The organism is Bifidobacterium asteroides, assembly GCF_019469425.1.
GTDB lineage: Bacteria > Actinomycetota > Actinomycetes > Actinomycetales > Bifidobacteriaceae > Bombiscardovia > Bombiscardovia asteroides_I.
In genome coordinates, this window is record NZ_CP048272.1 from 1,147,758 (window position 1) to 1,165,668 (window position 17,911).

A 17,911-nucleotide genomic window follows, 5' to 3' on the forward strand; every position below is an offset into this window, starting at 1 on the left:
GTATCCTTTCTGACCGCGGGTCAATGCGCCCGCTCCCCTGCCATGGTACTCAGGCAGACCGACCTGTGTGAGCTATCTCACTCTTGTTTGGCCAGTTCCTCGGTCTTCTTCTTTTCGACTTTGGTGGCCAGCTGCAGCAGACGGCGGATACGTCCGGCGATGGCATCCTTGGTGACCGGTGGGTCGGCAAGGCGGCCCAACTCTTCGAGGGAGGCCTCTCGGTGATCCAGACGAAGCTGGCCGGCCGCACGCAGATTCTCAGGTATGTCGTCGCCAAGGATTTCGAAAGCTTTGGTGACTTTGGCGCTGGCCTCGACGGCAGCCTTGGCCGACCGGCGCATATTGGCATCGTCGAAGTTGGCCAGGCGGTTGGCCTTGCCGCGGGACTCCCCATCGCTGCGCTTGCCGGTCCACTCCCTGGAGGACTTGGGGGCGCCCATCAGGTTGAGCATGCGCTCGATGACGTCCGGGTCGCGCAGGGTGACGCGCTCGGAGCTGCGCACCTGACGGGCCTTGGCGTTGATGCCCAGGCGGCGGGCGGCGCCCACCAGGGCCAAGGCGGCTTCGGATCCAGGACAGACGATCTCTAGGTAGGAGGCCTTGCCCGGGTCGGACAGCTCCCCGTGGGCCAGAAAAGCCCCTCTCCACGCGGCCTTGACCTGGGCGATGTTGCCGGAGACGATGTCGGCGGGAAGACCACGAACCGGATGCTTGCGGCGGTCCAGCAGTCCGGTCTGCAGGGCCAAGGCGCCGCCCGCCCGTAGCACACGGACCGAGTAGCGGGTCAGGTTGCCGGTAGGGGCCTGCCTCTTGACCTGGATCAGATCGGAATCATGGCCGTAGACGTCCCTGATGGTGTTCTGCAACCACTGCGCTGCCAGCAGGGAGTCGAATTGCGCTTCCACCACAATGTGGCGTTGAATGATGTGCAGACCGCCACCGAAGCGGATCATGGCCGCCGATTGTGCTTTCTTGGCAGAGGGGGGTTCGTTGTCAATCGCGGCCAGCTCGCTTTTGACATCATCAAGTAGGGCCAAGAGCCGTCCTCCTACGAAAAAATACTAAAAAATGAATACTTCTTGGCCGCGCGACACACCTGCCACGCCGACCACCGGATTACTGTGATACCGAATATCTTGGACAAATTGCGCCTTTGGCTATCCGCGGGAACGGTGCGGCAGCTCGCGGGCCGAGACGGTCACCTCCATTCCGCAGGATCGCAGACGGGCGGCCAGAGCGTCGGCCATGGCCACTGAGCGGTGCTGTCCGCCAGTGCAGCCAAAGGCGATGGTCACATAGTGTTTGTCCTCGCGTGCATAGCCTCCAAGTGCGGTCAGAATGGCGGTGGTGTAGGCAGCCAGGAACTCCTTGGCGCCCTTGCTGGCCATCACATAGTCCCGAACCGGGCCGTCATGACCGTTCAAGTCCCGCAGTTCAGGGACCCAGTAGGGGTTGGGCAGGAAACGTACGTCGGCCACGAAGTCGGCATCGATGGGTAAGCCGTACTTGAACCCGAAGCTCATGATGTGCACGCCCACGGTGGTCGGGCCGGAGCCCAGGACCATTTCGTACAGGCGGGTGGAAAGCTGATGGATGCTCAAGTTGGAGGTGTCGATGACCATGTCGGCACGCTCCTTGAGCCCGCTCAGCAGGCGGCGCTCCTCCTGGATGCCGTCGATCAGGCGGCCCGAGCCCTGCAGGGGGTGGGGTCGGCGGACGGACTCATAGCGCTTGACCAGCACCTGGTCGGAGGCATCCAAAAAGAGGATGCGGCAGCGCACGCCGAGGTCGTCCAGATGGCTGAGCACGGCCGACAGGTCGTCGAAGTAAGAGCGGGAACGGACGTCGATAACCGCAGCCAGGCGGTGCAGGGAGCTTCTGGCCGAGGTCATCATGTCGACCAGGGGCACCAGCAGGCGTGGGGGCATGTTGTCGACCACATACCAGCCCATGTCCTCCATGGAGTCGGCAGCGCGGGAGCGGCCTGCGCCGGACATGCCCGTGATCAGCAGTACCTCGAAGCCTGCGAAAGGCGGTTTTTCCGTCGTCACCGTCATGCCTCCCTCAAGGCTTGGTCCATAGCGGACACCGGAATAGTGGCCAAGGGTCTGTCGGTCATCAGTGCCACCTGACGCACGGCTTGATAGAGCAGCATTCGTTCACCGCTGATGGTCCGGGCGCCAGGCCGGCGGCAGAAGGCCTTCATAAGCGGAGTGGGCCGAGGGTCATAGACCACATCCAGCAGGACCGGGCCCAAGCGTCCGCCATCATCAGCTTCCTTGGCCTCGGGAGCTTCAGCTGTACTGAGCAAATCGGCCAGGGGGTCTGCTGCACCCGAGGGCAGGGTGGAGACGACAATGTCGGCCCTGGTCAGGCCCTTGTCGGCTGCCTCAGCCTGGCCCATGGCGATGACGGTTGGTTTGGGCAGTTCCAGTCGTGAGGCAAGGTCGAGCAAGTGGTCGCAGTGTTCTGGGTTGCGAGCCAATAGATCTACACGTTCGACCCCCAGCACCTTCAAGGCGCAGAAAGCGGACTCGGCTGTGTTCCCGTTGCCGATGACCAGGGCCTGCGCTCTCCCGTACGGTTGGCCGGGAAGCTGGCCCTGCCGACCCTGACCGGCTGCCTCCAGCAGGGCGGCCAGATCCTCAGGGTCTTCATCGGCCCGGCAGCGGTCGGCAACTTCCAGCAGGGCGGCCACGATTCCCTCCACGTCGGTGTTGTAGAGGGACAAGCCCTTGGCGTGGCCGCCCTGCTGGAAGACTGCTGTGTTGGCTACTCCTAGGGTCTTAGACCAGCAGTCGCAAAAGCCGCCCAAGGGGCCGACAGCACTCTTCAAGGGCATGGTCAGGCTGAGACCGGCCCAGGACGGGTCAAGGCCGTGGATAAAATCTGCCAGGTCGTCAGCGTCCATGCGCACACGGTCGTAGCGCCAGCCGTCCAGGCCTAGTGCCGCATAAGCTGAACGATGCAGGAGAGGCGAAAGGGAGTGGCTGATGGGGTCGCCCAGGACGGCACAACGGTGATCAGGCCCATTCATATCTGCAATCACGCACCAATCAGGATCAGGGCACGGCTCTTTGCCAGCCTCTTGAGCCATTTTATCGCCGGCTGCCCCCGGCCTGATCCTGGTCACTGTGCAAGGCCTGGTAGATGGCCTCGGCCTTGGCTGAACCGATGCCCTTGACGGCCTCCAACTCCTCCTGGGAGGCCTGACGCATGCGTTTGACTGAGCCGAAGTGATTGAGCAGCTTCTTCTGGTAGGCGGGGCCGATGCCCGGAATCTCATCCAGGGCCGACCGCAGGGCACCCTTGCGCCGGGTCTGCCGGTGGTAGGTGATGGCGAAGCGGTGGGACTCATCCCGCACCCGCTGCAGCAGGTACATGCCCTCGGACTGACGCTTGAGGATGATGGGATAGTCGTCGTCAGGCACCCAAACCTCCTCCAGGCGCTTGGCCAAGCCGCACAGGGCCACATCGTCCACACCACAGTCGTGCAGGGCCCGGGCTGCAGCGGTCACCTGGGGCTTGCCACCGTCGACCACGACCAGGTTGGGCTTGTAGGCGAAGTGGCGGGCGGCGGCGTTCTGCTGGACGATGGCCCCCTCCTCCTGCTCCACCAACTCGGGTGCCTTGCCGCTGGCCTTTCGCTCGGCCTCCATGCTGTCGCCGCTGTCGCCCGCGATGTTGCCGTGACGAAAGCGCCGGGTCAAGGTCTCGTAGATGGCGCTCATATCGTCCACAGCGCCCCTGCCGTCTTCGCCGCGAATGGCGAATCGACGGTATTCGGACTTCTTGGGGACAGCATCCTCGAAGACCACCATGGAGGCCACCTGGAACTGGCCGCCTACGGTGTTGGAGATGTCGTAGCACTCGATGCGCAGCGGGGCTCGGTCCAGGCCCAGTGCCTTGGCCACGTCGTTCATGGCCTGGGTGCGGGTGCCCATGTCGCTCATGCGGCTGAGCTTGCTGCGCTGCAGGGCCTGACGGGCGTTGGCGTTGGCCCGGTCCATCAGTGACTTCTTCTCGCCCCGGCTGGCCACTCGGATGGTCACTGCTGACCCGCGCAACTGACGCAGCCACTCCTGCAGGTCGCCGGTCCGGTCGGGCTGGACTGGGACAATGACCTCGGGAGGCACTGGCGAGATGGGGGCCAGCAGGTCGGCACGTCCGGTCAGGTCCTGATGGCGGTGTCGGCTCCTGGTGGCCTTGGCCCGTGACTCGGCATCCAGGGCTGTGACCTTCTGGGTGGACCCCATGGCATCCCTGTCCTGGCTGATGGAGACGGGCGTATCGGAATTCCCGGGTAGCTTGTGCAGCTCGCTGTCGTTCTCATTCATCAGGTCCGAGTAGACCTGCACCAGCAGGTCGCTGATCAGCTCGCTGTCAGAGACGTCCTCGACCCGCTCCACGCTCCAGTTGCGTTCGCCGCGGATGGCTCCAGAGCGGACGAAGAAAGCATGGACCGAGGCCTCAAGTTCGTCCGAGGCCACGCCGAAAACGTCTACATCCACGTTGGATGCGAAGGCCACGGCGTTCTGCTCAATGACCGTGTCCAGCATGGCAATCTGGTCGCGCAGGCGGGCGGCCTTCTCGAAGTCCAGATCCTTGCTGGCCTTCTGCATGTTTCTGGTCAGCCCGGCCCGGTAGCTCTTACCCAGTCTGCCGGTGATGACCCCGGTCAGCTCCGTGCACAGACGACGGTGATCGCTGGCGCTGATCCGGCCCACACAAGGGGCCGAGCACTTGCCGATGGAGGCCAGCAGGCAGGGACGGCCGCTGAGCTTGGCCCTGCGGAAGACGCCGGGGGTGCAGGTGCGCACCGGATAGGTCTTGAGCAGAGCGTCCAGGGTGTGCTTCATATCCCAGACCTTGGCGTAGGGGCCGAAGTAGCGGGTGTCGTGCCGCTTGCGCACACGGGTCATCCAGACCCGGGGGAACTCCTCCCCCACGGAGACGGCCAGGTAGGGGTAGGTCTTGTCGTCGCGCAGCTTGACGTTGAAGCGGGGGTCGAACTCCTTGATCCAGGTGTATTCCAGGGTCAGGGATTCCAGGTCAGTGCCCACCACGGTCCACTCCAGGCTCCGGGCCGTCAGCACCATGGTTTGGGTGCGTGGATGCAGGTTTTCCAGGGGCTGGAAGTAGTTGGTCAGACGGTTGCGCAGGTTCTTGGCCTTGCCCACGTAGATGACCCGGCCGTCGCCGTCCCTCCACTTATAGACGCCCGGCTGGGCGGGAATGTCCGAGGTCTTAGGGCGGAAGAGGTCCCGACTGTCGCCCAGCAGGGGTGCGCCGTTCCTGTTGACGCCGGTCGTGGTGCCGGTGGCGGACTCCTCCTCCAGGGCTTGGGCGGTGCGTCGCCATACCTGCGGCGTGTGCCGCTCGAAGCAGCTGCGGGTCATGATCGTGTGGCCTTGGCTACCTTGGCTGGATCCAGCATGGGCTTCAGGTACTTGCCGGTCCAGCTGTTCGGATTGGCGGCCACCTGCTCGGGAGTGCCCTTGGCCACCACGGTGCCGCCGCCGTCGCCGCCCTCGGGTCCCAGGTCGATGATCCAGTCGGCGGTCTTGATCACGTCCAGGTTGTGTTCGATGACGATGACCGTATTGCCCTTGTCGACCAAGCCGTGAAGAACCTTGAGCAGCTTGCGGACATCCTCGAAGTGCAGGCCCGTAGTGGGTTCGTCCAGAATGTAGACGGTCTTGCCGTCGGAGCGCCGCTGCAACTCGGTGGCCAGCTTGACCCGCTGGGACTCGCCTCCGGACAGGGTGGGCGCCGGCTGGCCCAGGCGGATGTAGCCCAGGCCTACGTCCACCAGGGTGTCCAGGTAGCGGGCGATGGAGGGATAGGCCTTGAAGAAGCGCGCGGCCTCCTCGATGGGCATATCCAGCACATCCGAGACGGTCTTGCCGTTGTAGGTGACCTCCAGGGTCTCCCTGTTGTAGCGCTTGCCGTGGCAGGTCTCGCACTGCACGTAGACGTCGGGCAGGAAGTTCATCTCGATCTTGATGGTTCCGTCACCGTGGCAGGTCTCGCAGCGGCCGCCCTTGACATTGAAGGAGAAGCGGCCAGGACCATAGCCGCGCACCTGGGCCTCCGGGGTCTTGGCGAAGAGCTGGCGAATCTTGTCCCAGACGCCGGTGTAGGTGGCCGGGTTGGATCGCGGGGTGCGGCCGATCGGGTTCTGGTCCACATGGATGACCTTGCGCACCTGGTCCACGCCCTCCACTCGGGTGTGCTTGCCGGGCACGATGCGGGCATTGTTGAGCTGGTCAGCCAGGACGGGGTAGAGGATGGAGTTGACAAGGGTGGACTTGCCGGAGCCGGAGACACCGGTTACCAGGGTCATGACCCCCAAGGGGAAGGAGACCTTGAGGTTCTTCAGGTTATTCTCCCGAGCCCCCACCACGGTCAGCTGGCGGGTGCGGCTGGTCTTGCGGCGGCGCTTGGGCACCTCGATGGAACGGCGACCGGCGATGTAGTCAGCGGTGATTGAGCGGGAGGCTTTGGCCAGATCTTGCGAGCGCCCGGAAAAGATGACTTCACCGCCATGTTCGCCTGCTCCCGGGCCGATGTCGACCAGCCAGTCGGCCTGGCGGATGGTGTCCTCGTCGTGTTCGACCACAATCAGTGTGTTGCCCAGGTCGCGCAGCCGCTGCAGGGTTTTGATTAGCCGGTCGTTATCCCGCTGGTGCAAGCCAATGGAAGGCTCGTCCAGCACGTACATAACGCCCACCAGGCCCGAGCCGATCTGAGTGGCCAGACGGATGCGCTGGGCTTCACCGCCGGAGAGGGTGGCTGCCGCCCGGGACAAGGTCAGGTAGTTCAGTCCCACGTCGTTGAGGAAGCGCAAGCGGGCGCGGATCTCCTTGAGGACTTCCCCGGCGATCTTGGCCTGGGCGCCCTCCATGTGCAGGCTCTCAATCCACTTCAGACTGACGGACACGGCCATGTCGCAGACCTGGGCGATGGAGAGCCCGTCCACAGTCACGGCCAGGACCTCGGGCTTCAGACGCTTGCCTTGGCAGACCTGGCAGGGCACCTCGCGCATATAGGACTCGTAATACTGCTTCATAGGCTGCGAGTCGGTCTCGTCATGGCGACGCATCAGGGTGCGGACCACGCCCTCGAACCCGGTGGTGTATTCGCGCAGCCGGCCCCAGCGGTTCCGGTAGGAGACGTCCACCTTGAAGTCATGCCCGTACATGACGGCGTGACGAACGTCCTCGGGCAGGTCCTTCCAGGGAGTCGAGGTGGAGAAGCCCATCTCTTTGGCCAGGCCGTCCAGCAGGTGGCCGTAGAAGCGCTGCTGGCTCTTGGTGCCGCTCCAGGGCTCCACAGCACCGTCTTTGAGGCTCTTCTCCGGGTCGGGCACCACCAGCTCAGGGTCGATCTCCAGGTTGAATCCCAGACCGGTGCAGGCCGGGCAGGCTCCGTAGGGGGCGTTGAAGGAGAAGGTCCGAGGCTCGATCTCGTCCAATTCCAGCTCGTGGCCGTTGGGGCAGGACCGCTTCTCTGAGAACGGCTGGCGACGCTCGGGATCCTTGGCATCCAAATCCACGAAGTCGGCCACCACAGTGCCCTTGGCCAGTCGCAGGGCGGTCTCCACGGAGTCGGTCAGCCGCTGGCGCATGCCTTCCCGAATAACCAGCCTGTCCACTACCACCTCAATGGTGTGCTTTTTCTGCTTGGTCAGCTTGATGGAGTCGGACAGCTGGTGCATTTCTCCGTCGATGACGGCCCGGGAGTAACCGTCGGAGCGCAGAAGCTCCAGAGTCTCCACAAACTCGCCCTTGCGGCCCTTGACGATTGGGGCTAGCAGCTGGAAGCGGGTCCCCACGGGTCTGGACATGAGGGTGTCGACGATCTGCTGCGGCGACTGGGCGCGCACCTCGGCCCCGCAGACCGGGCAGTGGGGAATGCCTGTCCTGGCGAAGAGCAGACGCAGGTAGTCGTAGACCTCGGTAATGGTGCCTACGGTGGACCGGGGGTTGCGGTTGGTGGTCTTCTGGTCGATGGAGACCGCCGGGCTCAGGCCCTCGATGAAGTCCACGTCAGGCTTGTCCATTTGGCCCAGGAACTGGCGGGCATAGGCAGAGAGGGACTCCACATAGCGGCGCTGACCCTCGGCGAAGAGGGTGTCGAAAGCCAGGGAGGACTTGCCGGAGCCCGACAGGCCGGTGAAGACCACCATCCGGTTGCGGGGTATGGACAGGTTGACGTTCTTGAGGTTGTGCGCCCGGGCGCCTTGGATGACTATTTTGCGGTCGTTGGGCACCATGGACAGGTCCGCCACCAAGGACCCCTTGGATTCGATCATGCGCGGGTTCTCGATGGCCGCGTCCACTGTCGATTTAGGCTTGTTCTGCTGCTTCACGTGCTTCCCATCCGCTTCCCTGAAGACCCATGGCCAAGGCTGAGGCCAAAGCCTGACCATGATATCGCCGGGACCGAATAATTCGAACAGGTGTTCGATGACGGCTTAGATGGCAGGTGCAGGCGCATCCAGGGGCGGTCGACCACAGCCGTTGAGGAAGCAGCCATTTTGATGGTCGTTGATCATGCCGGCCGCTTGGAGGAACGAATGGACCGTCACCGGACCCAGGAAGCGCAGCCCCAGGTCGCGCATATCCTTGCAGACGATGACTGACAGGTGGTCGTAACGCGGTATGGACGGATCGTCCGGGTAGTCGTGGTTGATGGTCAGCCCGCCGGTGAAGGACCAGCAGTAGCGGTCGAATGCCTCCCCGGGAAATTGGCGGGCGATCAGGGCGGCATTGGCGACCGTGGCTTCGATTTTCCCTCTATTGCGGATGATGGCCGGATCGGCCATGAGTCGGTCGATATGGTCGGCGTCGAAAGCGGAGACCGCTTGAACATCGAAGTTTTCGAAATCTTTGAAGAGGGCCTGGCGACGGCGCAGGACCAGCTGCCAGCTGAGTCCGCACTGGAATATCTCTAGGGAGAGCATGGCGAAGAGCCTCTGAGAGCCGTGCAGGGGGCGGCCCCACTCATGGTCGTGGTAGCTGCGCATAAGCGGATCGTTCACCTGAGCCCAGTCGCATCGACATAAAGGTTCGGCCATCTCGCACTCCTCTCTCCAATATTTGGCCTCAGGCTAGCACCGGCGGACGCCCGGACCGGGTGGTCAATACCACCGGGCCAGGCTGGCCGATTTAGAGTTGGAACAGAGGCCGGTCGGCCCATGCCCGGGGCAATCCCCACGGCGACAGCAGGCTGCGGCCGGCAAGGAGAGGAAGCATGTGCCATGACTGACAAGGACAATCCGCGCAGACTCTGGACCGACGATGAGGACCCGGCCGAAAGGGCCAAGCGCACCTCCCCGGCCATGCAGGGCCGCCAATCAACGTCAGGCTCGTCATCAGCAACCAGGAATTCGAGGAATGGAAGTTCGGCATCTTCTGCCGCGTCGACTTCGAATTCATCCAGCTCAGGCCCGTCGCCTTCGGGTACCGCAGCCAAACAGTCTGAAAAAACCAGCGCCGATGGGACCGCCAATGGAGGCAAGAGTCGCTCCGATCGCAGCAGCAATGAAGCGGCGCAGGGATCAAATCAGACAAAGCAGGGTCAGTCCGAAAAGGAGCAGGAACCCTCCAAGGGTCGCGGCTGGAAGCTGTTTGAGGATATCCTGCTCTGGGTGGCCTGGATGGCCATGGTGGGCTTCAACGGCTATGCGGAGGTCTACCGCTTCAATGGCACGACCGTAGGCGGCCTGGCCCGCAAGGTCGACCTGTGGATCATGCCCGCCGGCTATGTCTTCGCCATCTGGGGGGTCATCTACATCGCCCTGGCCATCTGGCTCTTCCGCTTCTGCCTGGCAGGCCCCAGCCGCAAACGCCTGGGATTCCTGCCCTTCACACTGAGCGGGCTGCTCTTCGTGGCCACCTGTTGCCTGAACATCGCCTGGCTGGCCCTCTGGCACATGGAGCGCAACTTCTGGGCTCTGGTCATCATCCTCATTCTGACCGTGCTGGCTTGGATGCTCTACGCCCTGGTGCGCAGGGATGCCACCAAGGCCGGAACTCCAACCGCCGCTAAGGCTCTTGATTGGATTCCCCTATCCATCTACGCCAGCTGGCTGAGCGTGGCCACCCTGGTTAACGCCGGATACATGGTGGTCGCGGGGCACAGGGTCGGCAATGCCGTTCAGGGATTCGCCACCATCATCGTGGTCGGCGCCCTCCTGGCCGTCGCATACCTGATGAACAGACATGGCAATGACTGGGTCTTCGGCCTGGTGGTCATCTGGGCCTGCCTGGGCATCGGCATCAGGATCTTCTCCTTCGCGGCCGCCATGGGCGTGCTGGTCATCGCTCTGACCGCTGTGGGCGCCTTCCTGGTCTACTTCCCCTGGAGCAAGTTCAGGCTGGTTCGTCGCTGATCCATCCATGATTCATCCGTTGCCCCGTCAGCCGAGACGCACTGGCGGGGCTTGCTTCTTGCTACCATGATTCCTTGCAAGTTTTGAATCCACAAGGAAAGCGGGGTCGGAGGCGGCATGGCTATTGAGGCGCAGGGACTTGAGATCCGAATAGGTGCCCGACTACTGCTGCAAGCCACCGACTTCCATGTGACCAAGGGCGACAGGATAGGCCTGGTGGGCCGCAACGGCGCCGGCAAAACCACGCTGACACGGGTCATCACGGGCGACATGCTCCCCTCGGCGGGCAAGGTGCGGGTGACCGGACAGCTGGGATACCTGCCCCAGTCCACCCATGCGGGCGACTCCGAGCAGAGCGCCCTGGACCGGGTCATGAGCGCCAGGGACATTGCCTCCATCATCCAGCGGATGCGCAAGGCCGAGACCGAGATGACCAGTCCAGACCCCAAAATCATGGAAAAGGCCATGAAACGCTATGACAAGGCGCAGCAGGACTTCGAGAACGCGGGTGGCTATGCGGCCCAATCGCAGGCCATCGTCATGGGCGAGAGCCTGGGACTGAGCCAGGAGACACTGCAGCAGGCACTAGGCACCCTTTCCGGCGGTCAGCGCCGACGGGTCGAACTGGCCAGGATCCTTTTCTCTGACGCTGACACCCTGATTCTGGACGAGCCCACCAACCATTTGGATGCCGACTCCATCGAGTGGCTCAAGGGCTACCTGCGCCGGTTCGAGGGCGGTTTCCTGGTCATCTCCCATTCCACCGAGCTGCTGGACGAGACCGTCAACCGCATCTGGCACCTGGATGCCCAGCGTTCCTGCATCGACATGTACGCCATGGGATGGAAGGCCTACCTGCGCCAGCGGGTGGTGGACGAGGAGCGCCGCCGCCGCGAACGCGAGGTGGCGGAGAAAAAGGCCGACCGGCTGATGCGGCAGGGCATCCGCTTGCACGCCAAAGCCACCAAGGCTGTGGCTGCCCAGAACATGATGCGCCGCGCTCAGCGTCTGCTGGCCGACACCCAGGAGGCGGAAAAGGCTGAAAAGGTGGCCGACCTGCGTTTCCCGGATCCCGCCCCCTGCGGCCGCACGCCCATCATGGCCGAGGACCTGTCCAAGGCCTACGGCTCCAACATCGTTTTCGCCGGCATCAACCTGGCCATCGACAAAGGCTCCCGGGTGGTCATCCTGGGATACAACGGCGCTGGCAAGACCACCACCCTGCGGCTGCTGGCCGGCATCGAACAGCCTGATACAGGCAAGGTGACCCTGGGGCACGGGGCCAAGATCGGCTACTTCGCCCAGGAGCACGACACCTTGGATAACGAGGTCACCGTTCTGGAGAACCTGCAGCATGTGGCCCCTGACCTGGACAACACCCAGGCACGGACCATCCTGGGCTCCTTCCTCTTCTCAGGGGACGACGCCATGAAGCCCACCAAGGTGCTTTCGGGCGGAGAGAAGACCCGTCTGGCCCTGGCCACCCTAGTGACCAGTCGGGCCAACGTCCTGCTGCTGGATGAGCCCACCAACAACCTGGATCCTGCTTCGCGCGACGAAATACTCAAGGCCATCGCCAAGTACGAAGGGGCCATCGTGCTGGTCACCCATGACGAGGGTGCCGTCAAGGCGCTCAATCCAGAGCGGGTGTTGCTCATGCCCGACGGTGATGAGGACCTTTGGAGCGACGACTACCTGGATCTGGTGGCCGAAGAGTAAGTAGCCACCAGTTGGCCCGCGCCTGTGGGGAGTCTGTCGTCAGCGGGTCAGTCGTCTTCCCCCAGGACCTCTACGCCCTTGACCCCTGGAGTCTGGCCAATGGATTCGACCAGCTCGGTCACGTCCCCCTTGCCCAGCAGGTTGACGGTGACATCGGCGCCCTTCCAGGCATCCCGGTGCAGCTCGTGGATCGTCAGCACCCGGGACTCAAAGCCCATACGGGTGGCCAGCAACAGGGATTCGCGCAGGCAGCCGTGACCGTCCTGATATACGATGCGCAGAACCGTGTTCTGACGGTTGCGCAGGAACCACTTGAGAATGGGCGCGATGACCAGGACGGCCAGAAAGTAGAAGACGACCGCCAGGATGGCGATGGCGAAGAGCTGGACCCCACAGGCCATGCCCACGGCGGCGGCCACCCAGATGGCGCTGGCCGTGGTCAGACCCTTGACTGAATCATGGTTGAAGAAGATGACTCCAGCGCCGATGAAACCGATGCCCGAGGCCACTCCGGCCGCAATTCGCGATGCATCCCAGGAGTAGTTGCCCACAGCAGCCTGGATGCCGTAGAGAGAGACCATGGTGAACAGGCAGCTGCCCAGGCCCACCAGAATATGGGTGCGGATGCCAGCGTCATGCTTGAGGAACTCGCGCTCGAAGCCGATAAGGCCACAGAGGACCACCGTCAGGACTACCGCCATGATCTGGCCCTGGTTCGGCATTGCGAATCCCTGCATGATTTCCTTCCTGCCCTCGTAAGTAGGCAGACCTTATAACGCTTGCAGGACAAGGCCATCGGATAGAGTGGAGAGAGCACGTGGCCGGCTGTGCCGCCGCACGTGGACCTGTTGAATGAGGGGTGTGATGCCATGAAGCCGTCACCAGATGAACGCCGCGAAGCCCGCCGGATCCTGGCCACCAGCGCTTATTCCGCCGACATGATCCGATCTCTGGAACAGCCGTTTTTGGACGACGGGGTGCCCCTGATGCGCATCGCCGCCGGGTCCTTGGCCTCCGTGGCCGACGTCATGCTGACCCATGCCGGGCTGGAGCCGACAGGAGCCAGGATCGTCCTGTTGGCAGGGGCCGGCAATAACGGCGGAGACGGGCTCTATGCCTCGGCTGACCTGGCCAGGCACGGGGCCGACGTGACTGTGGTGGCGGCCGGACGAAGCCTGCACCAGGGTGGGCTGGATGCACTTCTGCGCGCCGGCGGAGTGGTCACGGCCCTGGATCCTCAGGCAGCCATCCCTGGCTGCGAGGCACCGGTTGGACCCAACCAGGCTACCGAGGAGCTGGACCAAGCCCTGGAGCTATGCCGGCAGGCGGATCTGATCATCGATGCTATGACGGGAATCGGCCTCAAGGGGGCGCTGCGCGGAATTCCAGCCGCTCTGGCCTCAGAACTGGGCATGGAGAGCGGTCTGCCCGACAGACCCGCCTGGCACGACCCCGCCGGACAAGACGGGCCCCTGGTGCTGGCCGTGGACACTCCCTCCGGCGTGGACATCGATGAAGGCACCCTGCCCGGTGCCTACATCCCGGCTGACGTGACCGTGACCATGGGAGCCATGAAGCCCTGCCTGATGCTGCCCCCAGCCGCCTACGTCTGCGGCAGAATCGTCCTGGTTGACTTCGGTTTCGACACATCGGCCCTGGCCCCCAGCGTTTCCTGCATGAACGCCGAGGACTGCGCCGGGCTTTTGCGGGCGCCCCGGGTGGATGACACCAAGTACAGCCGAGGCGTGGTCGGCCTGGTCACCGGATCCGCCCTCTACCATGGCGCGGGGCTGCTCTCCAGCAGGGCTGCGGCCAGCAGCAACGTGGGCATGATCCGCTACTGCGGCCCCGGACAGGTGGGTGATCTGATCCTGCAGGAGCTGCCCGAAACGGTACTAGGCCGTGGACGGGTCGAGTCCTGGGTGCTGGGCTCGGGAGTGCCCACTCGGCAGGCTCAGAAGGCCGCCGAGCGTGAAGGCCAAGACGGTCAGCGGGATCTGATCGCCGACATACTCAGTCAACAGGCCGCTGACCTGGACGAGGACGAGGCAGCGGCCGATCCGCCGGTTGTGGCAGATGCCGGGGCCTTGGATCTGCTGCCGGACCGGCTGGGCCCTCGCACTGTGTTGACTCCGCATGCTGGCGAGATGGCCGCCCTGCTCAACTCGCATGGCGAGAATGTGGACGGCGAACAGGTCATGGCCGAACCCTTGCACTGGGCTGTACGCGCCTGCCAGCTGACCGGAGCCACGATTCTGCTCAAGGGTGCCATTACGCTGATTGTCGGCGATGACGGTACCGACCGCCCCCGGGTCATGACCACCGGCTTCGGCCCAGCTTGGCTGTCCACGGCGGGGTCAGGGGACGTGCTCTCCGGAGCCATCGGGGCCATGCTGGCCCAGAACGCCGGACCGATCCAGGACGATGCCACGCTGATGGTGGATCTGACTGCGGCTGCGGCCTTCCTGCATGGGCTGGCCGGTTCCCTGGCCAGCGGCGGCAGGCAGACCGGTTGGGAACAGCCGTTGATCTTCGATCCCCGCAAGCCCCAGGACTTTGCTGATCTGGTAGCCGAGGACAACCAACCGGCGGGCCAGGGGACCGTTACAGGACGCATGGGACAGCCGATCCGTGCCGGGCAGGTGGCCGATGCCCTGCCCAGGGCTATAGGACTGGTCATGTCCAGATCCGTGAGGGCCGCTGAACAGATTGACCAACCCATCCAAGACGGAGAGGATGCCTCTTTTTTCTTCGAGAACAGCTCGCTTTGGTTCTAAGCACATCATTAGAAAAGGAGTCGATTCGATGACCTCGCAACTCATCGTCATGCGTCACGGAGAAAGCGTCTGGACCCAAAAGTCCGTCAACCGTTTTGCCGGTTGGGTGGACGTGCCCCTGACGGATCGCGGACTGGAACAGGCCCGCCATGCCGGACAGCTGCTCAAGGAATCAGGCCTGCTGCCCGACATGGTCTTCACCTCACTGCTGACCCGCAGCATCGTCACGGCTAACACGGTCCTGGACCTGGTAGATCGAGCCTGGATTCCGGTGGAGCGCACCTGGAGGCTGAACGAGCGCCACTACGGTGCCTTCCAGGGACAGACGCGACCGGCCATGCTGAAACGATACGGCCAGCAGCAATTTAATATCTACCGACGTTCCTACGATGTTCGGCCGCCGGCCATCGAAACCGATTCAGCCTACTTTCAGGGACAGGATCCACGCTATGCCCCGGCCTTGGCCGACGGGCTGGACAGCCAGAATCCGGCCGGGATACGTGCCGAGTGCCTCAAAGACCTGCTGCTTCGTCTGCATCCCTACTGGGGCAGCCGGATAGCCCCCAATCTGGTGCAAGACCGGACTGTGCTCGTCGTTACCCATGGTTCCGTGGTCCGCAGTCTGATCAAGGTTCTTGAGAAAGTGGACGACAAGGACATACAATCCATCAATGTGCCCACCGGTGTGCCCATGGTCTTCAGCTTCGAGACGAATCGGCATGGCAACCCCCAGGTCCAGGGTCCGGGTCGCTATCTGGATCAGAAGGCCGCGAATCAGGGTATGGCTGAAACCGAGGCCCTAGGCCGATAGGGCCTCGGGTATAGATTGGCCTATATGACACTGCTCCAACTGCGCTACATCGTCAAGATTGTCGAATGCGGTTCTATGAACGAGGCCTCGCATGAGCTCTACATCTCTCAGCCGGCCCTGAGTTCATCGGTCAAGGAGCTGGAGAACGAGCTGGGCATCGAGATCTTTACTCGCCACTCCCAGGGGATTGCTCTGACCGTGGACGGGGCGGAATTCCTGACCTACGCGCGTCAGATTCTGGATCAGACCGATCTGCTGGAGGCCCGCTATAGGCAGGTCAGGCCCCGCAAGCAGCTCTGCCGGGTCTCCACCCAGCACTACATGTTCGCAGTGGAAGCTTTCGTGGAGATGATTAACTCCATCGATTCCGACGAATACGAATTCACCATACGGGAGACGCGCACCAGGGACATCATCGACCAGGTGGCCACCCTCCAGTCGGAGATCGGCATCATCTACGAGTCCGACTTCAACAAACGGGTCCTGTCCAAGATGCTCCGCGAGAAGCATCTTGACTTCCATCCGCTCTTCCGGGCGGACCTGCATGTCTTCATCGCACGGACCAACCCCTTGGCCGATCGGGCCATGGTGACCATGAAAGATTTGGAGCCCTACCCCTTCCTGCAGTACGAGCAGGGTGAAGAGGGCTCCTTCTACTTTGCCGAGGAGGCGGTCTGGCCCGACTACTCCCCCAAGCAGATCACCGTGAGCGACCGGGCCACCATGCTCAACTTCATCGTGGGGCTGAACGCCTACACGGTCTGCACCGGCATCGACAACGAGGACCTGAACAACGAGAAGATCGTCAGCGTCCCCCTAGAGTCGGACGAATCCATGCTGGTAGGCTGGATCGTCAATAGCCGGACCAAGCTGTCCAATGCCGCTGAACTCTATTTGGACAAACTGCGCCAGGTGGTGTCCAACCATGGATACTCGCTGATTGAACAGGAGTCAGGCGAGTAACAACCGAGCAAACAACAATCGAGCAAGTATCAGCGGAACAGACATCGAATTCCACAGGCTACGGTTCATCTTCCAGCGGCGATAAGCGAAAATCGCCGCTGGTCAGTAGCCTTGGGTTACATTGCTTTCAGCGCTTTTCCCTGGGCTCCGATGGATGGCATCCTCCCCTGATGGCCTACATCCTGCGATTTGAGTCCCAGGGCCTTGAGCAGGGCCCGGTCCAGATGTTCCAGCCCGCCCTGGCTCTTTGCCGCTGCAGTCAGGTCCCAGACCTTGCCGTTGATCATGATGGTGGGCGTCGAGAACTCCCCCTTGGTGTCCTTGGCATCCTTCCTGGTGATGGCGTAGGCATTGACCTTGTCAACCCATGGCCTGTAGGTGCCTTGGACGAAACGGTCTGCCAGGGACCTGGGCACCCCCGCTCCCACGGCCTGGTCGGCCAGTCGGGCATCGGAGACCGCCTGATAGGAGCTTTCATCGGGCTGGAAGTCGGCTGCGAAGACGGCGGCTGCAAAGGCCGGCAGATGATCTGGATCCTCCTGGGCCACCATGGCCAGGGCGTTGTCCACGCGGCTGGAGTACTGGTCGCTGGATGCCGAATCCAGGAAATTCAAAAAGTTGTAGGTGACGTTGATCTGACCGGCGCTGATCATGCGCTGCAACTGGGGATCGATAACCCGGCCCACCTTGCCGCACCAGGGACACATGGGATCCATGAAGATCTCAAGGGTCGGCGCGTCGGCAACCTTCTTCTTGCTGCCGACCCCCCTGGCTGAAACGGTCAACCCTCCTTGGTCGTCGGCCACCGAAGGCTTGGCATTGACCTCTTGCAAAGCCTTGTAGGCCTTGGCATCCCCGTTGGGGCCATTTCTGACTTGCGCGTTCGGTGCTCCTGATGAAGTCTTTTGGGCTGACAGGTTGCCTGCTGAATGATCAACCCACAGCATGTATATGCCTGCTGCAAGCACCAGCACAAGAGCCACCGCGACCAGTATCAGCGACAGCCTCAACGACCGCCGTGCGGTAATGCGTTCTTCAGGCTCGCTCTCCCGCGACTGGCCTGTCTTCCCCGGTTTCTCTTCAGTCGACATTCGTCCATCCACGGGCTCTGCAGCCTTCGGAGATTTCACAGTGCCGGCTGTTGTGGCCGAGACGGCAGGCTTGGTCGCCTTCACTGCGTCGACCCCAGTCTGGTCAGGTTCCTCATGACCGTTCTGCTCCAGCGGTTTCGTCATGATCCAT

General features: G+C 62.9%; 13 protein-coding genes. 5 read left to right on the forward strand and 8 right to left on the reverse strand.

The features are described 5' to 3' along the window. Positions 1-77: 77 nt before the first annotated feature. The 6 genes from whiA to GYM67_RS04735 form a co-directional block, all read right to left on the reverse strand. The gene (gene whiA, locus GYM67_RS04710; RefSeq protein ID WP_220235846.1) at positions 78-1,037 is read right to left on the reverse strand and encodes a DNA-binding protein WhiA; all 960 of its coding nucleotides are present in this window, start codon (positions 1,035-1,037) and stop codon (positions 78-80) included. Positions 1,038-1,157: 120 nt separating this feature from the next. Further along, positions 1,158-2,057, reverse strand: a complete 900-nt coding sequence (gene rapZ, locus GYM67_RS04715) for an RNase adapter RapZ (RefSeq protein WP_396019979.1) — start codon at positions 2,055-2,057, stop codon at positions 1,158-1,160. Next, positions 2,054-3,037 (reverse strand): shikimate dehydrogenase family protein, encoded by a 984-nt coding sequence (locus GYM67_RS04720; RefSeq protein ID WP_220235847.1) that lies wholly within the window; start codon positions 3,035-3,037, stop codon positions 2,054-2,056. The genes rapZ and GYM67_RS04720 overlap by 4 nt, the downstream gene beginning before the upstream one ends. Before the next feature lie 61 nt (positions 3,038-3,098). Further along, positions 3,099-5,399 (reverse strand): excinuclease ABC subunit UvrC, encoded by a 2,301-nt coding sequence (gene uvrC, locus GYM67_RS04725; protein WP_220235848.1) that lies wholly within the window; start codon positions 5,397-5,399, stop codon positions 3,099-3,101. After that, positions 5,396-8,317 (reverse strand): excinuclease ABC subunit UvrA, encoded by a 2,922-nt coding sequence (uvrA, locus tag GYM67_RS04730; protein WP_220237412.1) that lies wholly within the window; start codon positions 8,315-8,317, stop codon positions 5,396-5,398. The genes uvrC and uvrA overlap by 4 nt, the downstream gene beginning before the upstream one ends. A 162-nt stretch (positions 8,318-8,479) precedes the next feature. Then, positions 8,480-9,082, reverse strand: coding sequence for a DNA-3-methyladenine glycosylase I (locus tag GYM67_RS04735; protein ID WP_220235849.1), 603 nt, complete (start codon positions 9,080-9,082; stop codon positions 8,480-8,482). 183 nt (positions 9,083-9,265) lie between these two features. On the opposite strand from GYM67_RS04735, the gene GYM67_RS04740 reads away from it, so the two are divergent. Then, complete coding sequence (locus tag GYM67_RS04740; protein WP_220235850.1) at positions 9,266-10,399, forward strand: TspO/MBR family protein; 1,134 nt, start codon at positions 9,266-9,268, stop codon at positions 10,397-10,399. A 117-nt stretch (positions 10,400-10,516) separates the two neighbouring features. Further along, entirely contained in the window at positions 10,517-12,118 is a 1,602-nt protein-coding gene (locus GYM67_RS04745; protein WP_220235851.1) for an ABC-F family ATP-binding cassette domain-containing protein, read from the forward strand. A gap of 47 nt (positions 12,119-12,165) precedes the next feature. Here GYM67_RS04745 and GYM67_RS04750 read toward each other — a convergent pair whose 3' ends face one another. Then, positions 12,166-12,855 (reverse strand): MgtC/SapB family protein, encoded by a 690-nt coding sequence (locus GYM67_RS04750; RefSeq protein WP_015021846.1) that lies wholly within the window; start codon positions 12,853-12,855, stop codon positions 12,166-12,168. Positions 12,856-12,987: 132 nt separating this feature from the next. Between GYM67_RS04750 and GYM67_RS04755 the strand changes: the two genes are divergently transcribed. From GYM67_RS04755 to GYM67_RS04765, 3 genes are read left to right on the forward strand one after another with little or no spacing between them, the layout of a single operon-like run. Continuing rightward, on the forward strand, positions 12,988-14,895 hold the full coding sequence (locus tag GYM67_RS04755; protein WP_220235852.1) for a bifunctional ADP-dependent NAD(P)H-hydrate dehydratase/NAD(P)H-hydrate epimerase: 1,908 nt from the start codon (positions 12,988-12,990) through the stop codon (positions 14,893-14,895). Between the two features lie 28 nt (positions 14,896-14,923). After that, positions 14,924-15,706 (forward strand): 2,3-bisphosphoglycerate-dependent phosphoglycerate mutase, encoded by a 783-nt coding sequence (locus GYM67_RS04760; RefSeq protein WP_220235853.1) that lies wholly within the window; start codon positions 14,924-14,926, stop codon positions 15,704-15,706. A 24-nt stretch (positions 15,707-15,730) separates the two neighbouring features. After that, the gene (locus tag GYM67_RS04765) at positions 15,731-16,669 is read left to right on the forward strand and encodes a LysR family transcriptional regulator (RefSeq protein ID WP_220235854.1); all 939 of its coding nucleotides are present in this window, start codon (positions 15,731-15,733) and stop codon (positions 16,667-16,669) included. 116 nt (positions 16,670-16,785) lie between these two features. Here GYM67_RS04765 and GYM67_RS04770 read toward each other — a convergent pair whose 3' ends face one another. After that, entirely contained in the window at positions 16,786-17,904 is a 1,119-nt protein-coding gene (locus tag GYM67_RS04770) for a DsbA family protein (RefSeq protein WP_220235855.1), read from the reverse strand. Positions 17,905-17,911: the final 7 nt, after the last annotated feature.